The following is a 12,773-nucleotide window of genomic DNA, read 5'->3' as shown; positions in this document are numbered from 1 at the left end:
GAGATATCATGGCACTGTGGTCGGGGAGATTCGAAAAGGGCGCGGACGCCTTCACCCAGCGGTTCGGGGCGTCGCTGCCCGTGGACAAGAAACTGTACGCCCAGGATGTGGCCGGCTCGGTGGCCCATGGGCAGATGCTGGCGGCCCAGGGCGTCATCAGCGCCAAGGATGCCGCTGCCATCAAGGAGGGGCTCGCCGCCATCCAAGCTGCGATCGAGGAGGGCACCTTCGCCTTCGACATCAACAACGAGGACATTCACATGTCCATCGAGAGCGCGCTGACGGCGGTCATCGGCGATGCGGGGGCGCGGCTGCATACGGGGCGGTCCCGCAACGACCAGGTGGTCACCGATACACGCCTGTACGCCAAGCAGCGGGCGAGCGACCTCATGGACGCGAACCTGGCCCTGCGCGCGGCGCTGCTGGAGGCGGCTGAGAAGCACTTCGACGTGATTCTACCGGGCTACACCCACCTGCAGCACGCTCAGCCAGTACTGCTGTCCCACCATCTGCTGGCCTACGTTTGGATGCTCACGCGCGACTTCGAGCGCCTGGCCGCTGCCCGCGCGGCGGCCGATGCCAACCCGCTGGGCTCGGCGGCGCTGGCGGGTACCACCTACCCGCTCGACCGCTTTGCCACCACGGCGGCGCTGGGCTTTGCCCGTCCCATTCCCAACTCGCTCGACGCCGTGTCCGATCGCGACTTTTTGCTCGACCTCATGTACGCGTGCAGCGTGTCGAGCCTGCACCTGTCGCGCCTGGCCGAGGAGCTCATCCTGTGGTCCACCTCCGAGTTCGGGTTCATCACCATGGCCGACAGCTACGCCACGGGTTCGTCCATCATGCCGCAGAAGAAGAACCCGGACTTCGCCGAGCTTATTCGCGGCAAGACCGGACGCGTGGTGGGCGATCTGGTGGCCCTGATGATGACGCTGAAGTCGCTGCCCCTGGCCTACAACAAGGATCTTCAGGAGGACAAGGAAGGCGCCATGGACGCCGCCGACACCTTGGAGGACTGCTACCGGTGCGCCGCCGGCATGGTGGCGACCATGACCGTGCATCCCGAGGCCATGATGGCCCAGGCCCATAAGGGCTACCTGGCCGCCACCGACGTGGCCGATTACCTGGCGAAGAAGGGCATGCCCTTCCGCCAGGCCCATGAGGTAGTGGGGCATTTGGTGCTGTTGTGCGACAAGCGCGGCTGCGACTTAGAGGACCTCGCGCTGGACGACTTCAAGGCCGAAAGCGATCTGTTCGAAGCCGACATCGCCGGCTGTTTGAATCTGAAGGCCATCGTGGAGGCGCGTACCACTTACGGCGGCACCGCTCCGGTGGCTGTGCGCCAGCAGCTGGAAGAGGCTCAGCGGGCCTACGAGGCCGACCAGATTCGCCTGTAGGGGAGCAGGGCGGCGGCCCGCCAGTTGGCGACGCGCCGCCGCGCTCCCATCCCGTTGCGGGCGTGGCTGCCGATCTGGGCGGAGCAGGGTAGCTGCGGCGTGCCGCGCCTTCCGTTCCTCGGCCGCCTTTCGTTGATACCGCGCCTTGGTTTCGACCTGACGCGTATCCTCAGACCCCATCGTCTCCTGTGCCAAGGCGATGGGGTCTCGTTTTCTTAACGCTGCTTTTTGCGCAACAAACTCCGATAGGTAGACAGAGGGGATGCGGAAAGTGGGGAAAATGCGGGAATCCGTCGTGGAGTGTCGCCGCCGAACGGGTGTTTCTTCATGGATGATGACGCCTTGCGATAGAAGATCGCGAGGAAGTGTCTACTTATCGGAGTTTGTTGCGCAAAAATGGCCGTTTCGAAAACCGAACGGGTCTCGCGGTTCCTCTTTTGCGTTGACCGGGTTGATTACGCATGAAGAAGGAGCGCTCAGGGTCGCATCGGTGTCCATGGGGTATGATGGCCCGTAACATGAGGAGTCGATATTCGGGCGCGGCCGCCCCGCCAGCGGGGTCGTTGCTGCCCCCAAGCGAGGGAGAGCATCATGGAGCAGCGACGCATCATCGAAGTGAAGAAGAACATCCTGGCCGCCAACGACGAGGCCGCCGACGCTTTCCGCGCCGCCCGAGCCGACGAGGGTACGTTTTTCGTGGACGTCATGGCCTCGCCGGGCGCCGGCAAGACCACGCTCTTGCTCGCTCTCATCGCCGAGCTGCGCCGCCGCGGCGTGGTCGACCTCGGGGTTATCGAAGCCGATTTGGAAAGCGATGTAGACGCCCTCAAGATCAAGGAGGCCGGCGTGGCCTCGGTGGAGCTGAACACCTTGGGCGTCTGCCACGTGGAGATGGGCATGGTGGAGCGCGCCTTTGCCGCCTTCTCGGGGTCGCACTTCGACTACCTGTTCCTGGAGAACATCGGCAACCTCGTGTGCCCGGCCGACTTCGACACCGGGGCCCACACCCGCGTCATGCTGCTGAGTGTCCCCGAGGGCTGGGACAAGGTGATGAAGTACCCGCCCATGTTCGCCGCCGTGGACGCGCTCATCGTCACCAAGTGCGACTACCTTCCCCTGAACGAGGACTTCGATATGGAGCGCTTGACCGAGCGCGCTCGCGCTCTGAACCCGGATTTGGAGATCTTCGTCACCAGCGCCCGCACTGATGAGGGTATCGGCGCGGTGGCGGATTGGCTGCAGACCCAGCGCGCCGAGAAGGTGCGCGCCTAGGCGGCTTCCTCACTTCCATACACGACAGAAAGGGCCGGGGCAATCCGGCCCTTTCCATGGGAAGGCAAGCGAGGCGGCGCAAAACGTGCGCCGGAGAATTAGGGGCCCGGGTGGGTCGAAGCGCCCTCCGCTTTCGATTATCCGCAGCGACTCGCCCTCACCCTTGGTGCCCTTCATTGCCTGGGCGGCTCTGTGCTTTTTCCCGAGGAGATGTGCCGAAGTCGTGGGGGATGGTTGGCGATGCTAAAATGGCGATCACCTATAATGATGGAGGTATTTCGTGGGTTCCCGTGCAATCAAGGGCCGTAAAGGCACGAAAACAAAGAATAAGAAGGCGATCGTTCTCGGCATTCTGTCGGTGTTCGTCGCTTGTATCGCCGCGGGCGTGTTCGGGGTGTTCACCCTATGCAACTCGTGGTTGGAGGATCTGCCCGACTATCAGAACGCCGATGCGTACAACTCGGCGCAGCCGACCATGGTGTATGCCTCCGACGGCACCACGTTGTTGGCCGAATTCCAGCTGGAGAACCGCGAGCCGGTGACGCTCGACCAGGTGAGCGAGTACGTGCTGAAGGGCACGGTGGCCACCGAGGACGAACGCTTCTACAGCCACGCCGGCGTCGACTACCTGGGTGTGGCTCGCGCGCTCGTGAACAACCTCATGGGCGGCGCGCTCGAGGGCGCGTCCACCATCACCCAGCAGTTCGTGCGCAACACCATCCTGTCGGACGAGATGCGCGACATCTCGTTCAAGCGCAAGATTCGCGAGATGTACATCTCCCAGAAGCTGGAAGAACAGTATGAGAAGGACGAGATCCTCCTCATGTACCTGAACACTATCAACTACGGCAGCGGCGCCTACGGCATCGAGGCGGCGGCCGAGCGGTACTATTCCAAGGACGCGAAGGACCTCACCCTGAACGAGGCTGCCACGCTCGTGGGCATTCCCCAGTCGCCGACTTACAACAATCCCATCGACTATCCGGAGAACTGCCTGAAGCGCCGCAACACGGTGCTCGACCGCATGGTGTCCAACAACGTGATCACCAAGGAAGAGGCCGACGCGGTGAAGGCCGAACCCATCGAGCTGAACCCCTCCGAGCCGTCCATGACCGGCATTGTGGCCTATCCCTACTTCACCAGCTACGTGCGCAACCAGTTGACCGATCCCGACGGCAAGTACGCCTATTCCACCTCCGAGCTGTTCAAGGGTGGTCTGAAGGTGTACACCACGCTGGACGTGGAGGTGCAGCAGGCGGCCGATGAGGCGGCGCGGGCCAAGGAGGAAGAGGCCGGCGAGCCCTTCGAGGTGTCCATGGCCGTGGTGGATCCCAACAACGGCTACATCGATGCCATGGTGGGCGGCCACGACTACAACGCCTCCCAGGTGAACATGGCCACGGGCGAGGGCGGCTCGGGTCGTCAGGCGGGATCGGCCTTCAAGTTGTTCACGCTGATGGCGGCACTGAAGGAGGGCATCGACCCCGACACGCTCATCGACGCCGGCTACAAGGTTGACCTGGCTGGCGGCCAGCCAGTTTACAACGTGAACAAGCAGGACTACGGTACGCGCACTATCAAGAGCGCCTTCGGCGTGTCGTCCAATACTGCGTTCATCCGTCTGCTTCTGTCCGTGGGCGTGGACAAGGTGATTGAAACGGCGAAGTCCATGGGCATCACCTCAGATTTGCCCTCGGTGGCCGGCCTTACCCTGGGCATCGCCTCGGTGACGCCGCTTCAGATGGCCGAGGCCTATGCCACGGTGGCCAATGGCGGCGTGCACTACGAGGCCGAGTGCATCGTGAAGATCGAGGACCGCAACGGCAACGTGATCGTGGACAATTCCGATCCTCAGGGCGAGCGCGTGTTCACCAAGGAGCAGGCTCGGGCTGCCATCGATTGTTTGGAAGTGGTCATCGACGACGGCACCGGCAAGGCGGCACGCCCGAGCAACGGCCAGGAGGCCGGTGGCAAGACGGGCACCACCGATGACCGCAAGGACGCCTGGTTCTGTGGCATCACGCCCCAGTATTCTGTGGCTATCTGGCTCGGCGACCGCAGCGATTACGCGAAGGCGAAATGGGTATCTGAGACGGCGGCCAGCGTGTTCGCCGACTTCATCGATCGCGTGATCTCCTCCGACAAGATCGAGAAGTTCTTCGAGGCGAAGAAGCCCGAGTACAAGAAGGACTATCGCGACGAGGAGAACCATATTGGCGGCTACTATTCGCCGAAGAAGGACAAGAACGACACCGATATCCGGCAGCGCGAGGAAGAGCCGCAGCCCGGGGACGCTCAGGAGCCCGATGGTCCTCAGAGCGAGAACCCGGGTGGCAATACTCCCGGTGGTGGTAACGACAGCCCCGGCGGGGGCGATGACAATCCGGGTGGCGGCGATAACCCCGGCGGCGACAATCCCGGCGGCGATAACCCCGGGGGCGGCGATAACCCGAGCGGGGGAGACAACCCCAGTGGCGGCGATAACCCCGGCGGCGACAATCCCGGCGGGAACGGCGACGGCTCCGGTGGGAGCGGCGAGGCCCCAGCTGCCTAGCTTGCGCCAACCGTGGTAAATATTGCGATACCGTGACGGCGGCCCTTCTCAAGTGAGAAGGGCTGCTATCATGAACGAGAACGAACGAGGCACCGGGTTGCCGGTGCTTGCTGAAGGAACGAAAACGAGCGACGGTGCCTTGGGCACCACGAGGGGAGAGCCCCATGAACCGAACGATGATCACCCGGATGTTTGCCGCGGCCTGCGGCGCAGTGCTGATGCTGAGCGTGCTGGCCGGCTGCATGTCGCCGAACACGGGCGCCACCGATCAGCAGCAGGCGAACCGCACCTACATGACCAAGGTGAACCTGGCCATGGAGGATCTGAACGAGCGTCTCGCCAGCTTCAACGACGCGGTGTCCCGCGGCGACGCCGTGACCATGCGCACCCAGGCCGACAATGCCTACAAGGCCATCGATGAGCTATCCGCCATTGACACGCCCGACGCCATGGCCGACCTGCAGAAGAACTATGTGGATGGCTGCAATACCCTGAAGGATGCACTGAACGCCTACGTGGATCTGTACACCGAGATCAGCGCGGCCACCGACGAGCACCCCTTCGACTACGCCACCTACGATGATCGCATCAAGGCGGTGCAGGACACCTACAACAAGGGCATCGATCAGCTGAAGGCCGCCGACGAGCAGGCCCTGAAGCTGAACGAGGACTAATTTGTCTCGTTGTTGCCAACGCAACGACGAGAACGCCGACGCTGCGGGCCCGACAGGCACCTGCCTCTGCGCTTCACCGCTTGCCCTCGCGTACGAAGTACGCTCGGCTGCGGCTCAGCACAGATCTGGGCACCTGTCGGGCCCTCGCTGCCTTCCTTGGGCGAACCTATGATGAGGAGTAAAAGAGTGAGAAAAGTTGAACTGCTGGCACCCGCCGGCAATGAGGCGGCGCTTCACGCGGCCGTGGCGGCCGGGGCCGATGCAGTGTACCTGGGGCTCGAGGCCTTCAATGCGCGGCGCGGTGCCGACAACTTCACCATCGATACGCTGCGGGAAGCCTGCGCCTATGCGCACCTGCGCGGCGTTTCGGTTTATGTGGCCATGAACACGGTGATCCTGCCGGGCGAGGTGGATGCGGCGCTGGAGTGCGTGCGCCAGGCCTACCGCGCCGGCGCCGACGGCTTCATCGTGCAGGATATCGGCCTGGCCGCCGAGATTACCCGCACGCTGCCCGAGGCATCGCTGCACCTGTCCACCCAGATGAACACCCACAATCTGGCCGGTGTGCGGGCGGCGGCCCGCCTGGGCGCCGAGCGCATCACCCTGGCTCGCGAACTCTCGCTGCCCGAGGTGGCGCTGCTGTGCGCCGCCGCGGCCGAGGAGGGCATGGAAGTGGAGGTCTTCGCCCACGGGGCGCTCTGCGTGTGCTATTCCGGCCAGTGCTTCATGTCCTCTATGATCGGCGGCCGCTCGGCCAATCGCGGCATGTGCGCCCAGGCCTGCCGTTTGCCCTACGAGCTGAAGAACGGCGCGCTGCAGAAGAGCCTGCCCTCTCCGGGCGATCATCTGCTCTCGCCCCAGGATCTCTGCACGGTGGATATGGTGCCCCAGCTGGTGGAGGCCGGCGTGGCCTCCCTTAAAATCGAGGGCCGCATGAAGTCCCCCGAGTACGTGGCCGCCGTGGTGGCCGTCTACCGCAAGGCCCTCGACGGCGCCCTGGCCGCCCGAGCGGCCGAAGATGCCACCGAGGATGCGGTCGAGGCCTCCGTTCCCACGGCGCCGGTCACCGACGACGACCGCACGCGCCTGACCGAGGCCTTCTCCCGCGGCTTCACCACGGCCTATCTGGAGGGGGAGCGCGGCAATGCCATCATGAGCTACCAGCGCCCCAACAATCGCGGTCTGTTCCTCGGCCGGGTGGACGAGGTGCGCGACGGGGCCGCCTTCCTCAACAGCTCCCAGGTCCTGGCCGAGGGCGACGTGCTGGAATTCTGGACCCGCAAGGGCAACGCCGTGGCCACCCTGGGCCCCGTGCGCACCGATCGGAAGGGCCGCTACCACATCCCCCTCGACAGCAAGACGCGCACGGTGCGTGCCGGCGACCGCGTCTTCCGCGTGCGCAGCGCCGAGGCCGCCTTCACCGACGATGCTCGCGAGCCCCGGGTTCCCATCGTGGGCGTGGCCACGCTCCATGTGGGGGAGCCCCTCGCCGTGGAGTTCCGCCCCGCGACGGTGGCCGATCTGCGGCAGGTCGGCTTCATCGACGACGGCTCTCTGACCGAGGCCCTCGACAGCGGGACGGCCGACGGCCTGGCCGCCACGGCGGCCATCGCCCGCCGTCTCCAGGTGCTTCCCGAAGTTCCCGTGGGCAGCGCCGAGGGCGCGCCGGTGGAGACGGCCCGCACCCGCCCCGTCTCCTTCGACGACGTGGCGGCCCACATCGACCGCCTGGGCAACACCCCCTTCCAGTTGGTGCGCCTCACGGTGGATATGGACGACGGGGTCGGCATCGGCTTCTCGGCCCTTCACGGCGTGCGGGCCCGGGCTCTCGATGATCTCGCCGCAGCGCTGAACGCCCCCTGGGCCGATCGCCGCCTGCCCCGGGTGGCCGATCGCGAGCCTTTGCCCGCAGCTCACCCGTCCGGCTGCCGCATCGCCGTCACCGTGACCAACCCCGCCTGCGCCCGCGCCGCCAAGCGCGCCGGGGCGCATCTCATCTACGTGCCGGCCCTCAACTACCGCCGGGGCGAGGCGGTCATCGCCGGCCAGAAGAACGCTGCCGCCGAGCAGGCCGGCTATCCCAAGGGCTGCATTCCCATCATGCCCGTGGTCGATCACGAGGCCGTCGGCCTGTCCCGCGAGGCCGCTGTGGCCTACGACGTGTGGAAGTACGCCGATGAGGGCAAGCCGCTCATGGCCGAGAGCCTCGCTTCCCTGGAGCGGGCCGACGAGGAGGGGGCGCTCATCAGCGTCGGCGCCCACGTGCCCGTCACCAACGAGCTGGCCCTACGCACGGTGCGCGAGATGTACGGGGCCGAGCGCGTGTGGCTTTCCCCTGAGCTTACCCTGCGCCAGATCGAGGACCTTGCCCACGATGCCCCGCTGGAGCTGGGCGTGCTGCTCATCGGCGCCACCGAGCTCATGGTCACCGAGCACTGCATGCTCATGAGCCAGGGCCCCTGCAACGAGGACTGCGCCACCTGTCCCCGCCGCAAGAGCCCCCATTTCCTCAAGGATCGCAAGGGCTTCGAGTTCCCCGTCATCACCGATGCCATGGGCCGCAGCCATCTGTACAACGCCGTGGAGCTGGACGTGGCCTCGTCCATGCCCGAGCTCATGGCCGCCGGCATCTCCGCCTTCATGGTGGACGCCACCCTCATGAACGCCGAGGAAACCGCCCACGCCGTCGGTCGCGCCATCCGCGCCCTGCACGTGGCCCAAAACGACGGCAACGCCATCGCGAAAATGCCCAACACCACCTCCGGCCACCTCTACCGCGGCGTTTCCTAGCCGCCTGCTCCTGCGCCACGCCAGCGGCTCGGGGTTTTCGCCTCGGGCCACCTCTGTCGCGGCGTGAGCTAATCGCTTCCGCCCAGCTCCATTGCCGGAGGCGGGGCCGTTGCGCCTGGCGCGATGGGCCTCGCAAGGCTGATCCGGTGCGCCCCAGCGGCTCGGCGCCTTGGCGTTGAGCCGCTTTGTTTTCCCTTGTGCTAGAATTCCCTACGCTTATATATAGGTACACAGAGACTGAAAAGCGGGTGCTTCATGCTTACTCCTGAGGAACAACTGCACATCATCAAGTCCGGTACGGCGAACATCGTTCCCGAGGCCGCGCTTCTGGAGAAGCTGAAGCGCGGCGTGCCCCTGAACATCAAGCTTGGCGTGGACCCGACGGCCCCCGACATCCACATCGGCCACGCGGTGCCCCTGCGCAAGCTGCGCCAGTTCCAAGATCTGGGCCACCAGGTCACCCTCATTATCGGCGATGGCACCGCGCTCATCGGCGACCCGTCCGGCCGCAACTCCACGCGCCCGCAGCTCTCCCGCGACCAGATCAAGGAGAACGCCCAGACCTACGTGGATCAGGCCTTCAAGATCCTCGATCCCGAGAAGACCGTCCTGCGCTACAACTCCGAATGGATCCTCGATCTGAACATGGAGTCCCTGCTCAAGCTGCTGGCGAATTTCACCGTGGCCCGCATCCTGGAGCGCGACGACTTCCACAACCGCTACACGTCCGGCCAGTCCATCAGCCTGCACGAGTTCCTCTACCCGGTCATGCAGGCCTACGACTCCGTGGTCATCAAGGCCGACGTGGAGCTGGGCGGCACCGATCAGCTGTTCAACCTGCTCGCCGGGCGCGAGCTCATGGAGAAGATGGGCATGGAGCCCCAGGTCTGCCTCACCCTGCCTCTTCTGGAGGGCACCGACGGCGTGAAGAAGATGTCGAAGAGCTACGGCAACTACATCGGGCTCACCGACGAGCCGGCCGACATGTTCGGCAAGGTCATGTCCATCCCCGATGAGCTGATGGTGAAGTACTACCGCCTGGCCTCCACCGAGTCCGTCGACGAGATTGACGCCATCGAGGCGGGGCTGGCGGCCGACGAGCTGCATCCCAACAAGGTGAAGCGGGCACTCGCCCGCAACATCGTGGCCGCCTATCATGGCGATCTCGCAGCGGAAGAGGCCGAGGCCGCTTTCGATCTCGTGTTCAAGCAGCATGCCGTTCCCCAGGACATCGCCGAGTTTGCCGCCGACCTGACTCCCAACGACGAGGGGCTCGTCTATGTGGCGCGCCTCATCCATCAGGCGGGGCTCGCGAGCAGCGTGAGCGAGGCGCGCAGCCTCATCGATCAGGGCGGCGTGAAGGTCAACGGCGAGGCTTTGGCCCCCAGGGCCTACAACGTGGAGCCGGCCCTGCTGGAGGGCGCCGTCATCCAGGTGGGCAAGCGCAAGTTCGTCCGCCTCGTGTAGTCGCACTTTTTTGGGACGGGAACCCCGGCGAAAGAAAGTTTCAAATTTCTTGCAAGGATTCGCTGCGCTGAATCGTGTTGCTTGCAGAGAGAAGAGAGCACGAGGAGGAATCCGTATCATGAAGAAGTCGAGCTTTGCCATTATTCTCGCTGCTGTGGTGGCGCTGTGCGTCCCCGCGGTGGCCTTCGCCGCCCTGGCTCCGAGCCCCTTGGGCAGCGCGACTTCCGGGCCCGCAGTTGCCACCGCGCCCACGGTGGAGCAGCCGGCGCCGAGCGTGGAACCTGCGCCGCAGACTGAGGCTCCAGCCCAGCCCGAGCAGGAGGCTGCGCCCACTCCCGCGCCGGAAGCGGCTGCTCCGACTCGGTCCGACAACGGTCGCAATGCCGTGCCGCAGGGCGGCTACCATCACCCTGAGGCCCATCATGGCACTTGTGCGGGCTACGCGGACGCCGATGGTGACGGTATTTGCGATAACTGCAATGCCAATGGCATTGGCTGCCCCAACTTCGTTGACGAGGACGGCGACGGCGTGTGCGACGCCTATCGGAATGGCTCCTGTGCCGGCTTTGCCGACGCCAACGGCGACGGCGTCTGCGACAACTGCGCCGGCGCTGGCGCGAATTGCCCCGGCTTTGCCGATGCCGATGGCGACGGCATCTGCGATAACTACAGCAACAGCAGCTGCCCCGGCCGGGGTCAGAGCCAGGGTCGCCACCATGGCGGTGGCCACGGCTGCATGCGCTAGGGCACGCCCCTGTGCGGAATGCGTCCGACAGACGACATAGAGCAAGCGATGACGCGCCATGGCGACACGGTCTGGCGCGTCTGCCTTATGGCGCTCAGGCGTGCGGCCGACGCTGAAGATGCCTTCCAGAATTCCTTCCTGAAATACTCCCTCGCCGATGACGCTCAGTTCAACGACGAGGAGCATCGCAAGGCATGGCTCATCCGCGTCGCCACCAACGTGTGTCGCGATGCCCAGCGTGCCGCGGCTTCCAAGAATCTGCCCCTTGATGAGGTCGCGGCCGCGCAGCCGGTGTCCCACGATCCCGCCGCGCAGCCAGGCTCGCGGGTGCGCGAGGTGCTCGACGCCATGGACAATCTCGACGATCCGCCCCGCACCCCCGTTTATCTGGCGCTCTACGAAGGCTACACGGCCCCTGAAATCGCCGCGATGCTGGACGCGCCGCTGAACACGGTCTATTCCTGGATCGCTCGCGGCAAAAAAAACGCTGAAGGAGGCTTTGTCATGACCGATCTCGAACAGCGCATGCGCGAAGCCTACGACGCTCAGCACCTGCCCGAAGGGCTGCGTGCCCGCACCCTGGCGGCTATCGAAGAAAAGCGCGTCACGGAGGAGGTCCCGTCGGCTGAGCCGTCCTTCCGCGTGCTGCGCCGCCGTCCGCGCGCCCGCACTCTTACGGCTCTAGCGGCTTGTCTGTTGCTGGTGCTGGCGATTTTCGGCGCCTATGGGGTGTACCAAACCCCCTCGGCTTATGTGGACATCGACGTGAATCCGGCCATTGAGTTGGTCGTGAATCCCCTCGGCATTGTCATCGATGCCGAGGGCCTGAACGATGACGGCCGCGCCGTGCTGGCGGGAGCCGCCGTGGTGCACCGCCCCTACCGCGACGCTATCGACCGGCTCGCGAAGAACGAGGCGTTCGCCGCCTCGGTGGGTGAGGACGGTTTCATCGACATCAATGTCATTGCCGAAAGCGACAATCTGAGCGAGCAGCTGCTTTCGGAAAGCAGCGAGGCGCTGTCTACGATGCCCGGAACGCATGCCTGCCACCGAGCCGATGCCGCTACGCGCGATGCGGCCGCGGCAGCCGGGCTGTGTGTGGGTCGATACCGTGCCGCCCAGGAGCTCATAGCGCTCGACCCCTCTTATACTCTTGAAGAGTGCGCTGACATGTCGATGCGTCAGCTGCATGATCATATTAACGAGTGCCACGCAAAGACCTGCGAGAGTGATTCAAACGAGGAATCCTCAGGTCAAGACTGTGGTTCTGGCAATGGCGGGGGCCATGGTCATGGTCGCGGGCGTCATGGGGCCTAAGAATTTTCGAAAAAGTTTGAAATGGCACTTGCGCTGTCCGGGTGATCCATGTATCATATTTAACCCGCGCTTGAGGAAAACGCGAGCGATGCGAGCCGAAAGGGGAAACATCGCGAAACTTTCTTCAGTTCCGATTTTCACTCATGAGAATCGCTTGAAAACAAATTTTCAAAAAGTTTGAAAAAAGTTGTTGACAAGCTAAATGGAACCGAGTAAAGTAATTCCTTGCGCCGCTCGCGAGAGACGGCGGCGGCCGGAAGGACCGCGGAACCTTGACAACCGGATACTGAGGATGGAAGCCCGAGACGAGCTCTCGGGCGTCAGACGGACATTCGAAGCGACAAGCTTTAACTTTGAACCCCGTCGGGGCGGAGAGCCCCGCGGAGAGTTTTAAACAGAATCGAGACTCACGCGATCTGTCGCGGCCCCCGGGCCGCACTTTGAACGGAGAGTTTGATCCTGGCTCAGGATGAACGCTGGCGGCGTGCCTAACACATGCAAGTCGAACGGTTAAGCCGGCTTCGGCCGGGAATACAGTGGCGAACGGGTGAGTAACA

Annotated in this window: 8 protein-coding genes and 1 rRNA gene; all 9 read left to right on the top strand. The window is 64.5% G+C overall.

The genetic code is table 11. The features are described from left to right. The first annotated feature begins 8 nt into the window (after positions 1-8). A complete protein-coding gene (gene argH, locus G503_RS0110515) occupies positions 9-1,397 on the top strand; it encodes an argininosuccinate lyase (protein ID WP_028027538.1) in 1,389 nt (462 codons plus the stop codon). Between the two features lie 591 nt (positions 1,398-1,988). Beyond that, the gene (gene hypB, locus G503_RS0110510; protein WP_028027537.1) at positions 1,989-2,669 is read left to right on the top strand and encodes a hydrogenase nickel incorporation protein HypB; all 681 of its coding nucleotides are present in this window, start codon (positions 1,989-1,991) and stop codon (positions 2,667-2,669) included. A 280-nt stretch (positions 2,670-2,949) separates the two neighbouring features. Further along, positions 2,950-5,223 carry a transglycosylase domain-containing protein gene (locus G503_RS14850; protein WP_051191139.1) on the top strand — a complete coding sequence of 758 codons (2,274 nt, stop codon included), beginning with the start codon at positions 2,950-2,952 and terminating at the stop codon, positions 5,221-5,223. 164 nt (positions 5,224-5,387) lie between these two features. Continuing rightward, positions 5,388-5,897 carry a hypothetical protein gene (locus G503_RS0110500; protein WP_028027536.1) on the top strand — a complete coding sequence of 170 codons (510 nt, stop codon included), beginning with the start codon at positions 5,388-5,390 and terminating at the stop codon, positions 5,895-5,897. Between the two features lie 186 nt (positions 5,898-6,083). Next, the gene (locus tag G503_RS0110495) at positions 6,084-8,687 is read left to right on the top strand and encodes a U32 family peptidase (RefSeq protein ID WP_235715550.1); all 2,604 of its coding nucleotides are present in this window, start codon (positions 6,084-6,086) and stop codon (positions 8,685-8,687) included. A gap of 255 nt (positions 8,688-8,942) precedes the next feature. Beyond that, positions 8,943-10,154, top strand: a complete 1,212-nt coding sequence (tyrS, locus tag G503_RS0110490) for a tyrosine--tRNA ligase (RefSeq protein WP_028027534.1) — start codon at positions 8,943-8,945, stop codon at positions 10,152-10,154. A 118-nt stretch (positions 10,155-10,272) separates the two neighbouring features. Then, on the top strand, positions 10,273-10,899 hold the full coding sequence (locus G503_RS15715) for a hypothetical protein (protein WP_051191138.1): 627 nt from the start codon (positions 10,273-10,275) through the stop codon (positions 10,897-10,899). Between the two features lie 48 nt (positions 10,900-10,947). Then, positions 10,948-12,216 carry an RNA polymerase sigma factor gene (locus G503_RS16070; protein ID WP_235715549.1) on the top strand — a complete coding sequence of 423 codons (1,269 nt, stop codon included), beginning with the start codon at positions 10,948-10,950 and terminating at the stop codon, positions 12,214-12,216. Between the two features lie 441 nt (positions 12,217-12,657). After that, positions 12,658-12,773: ribosomal RNA gene (locus G503_RS0110470) — 16S ribosomal RNA — on the top strand; the annotation flags it as partial.

The organism is Adlercreutzia mucosicola DSM 19490 (assembly GCF_000422625.1).
GTDB lineage: Bacteria > Actinomycetota > Coriobacteriia > Coriobacteriales > Eggerthellaceae > Adlercreutzia > Adlercreutzia mucosicola.
This window is presented reverse-complemented; position numbering and strand designations above follow the sequence as displayed.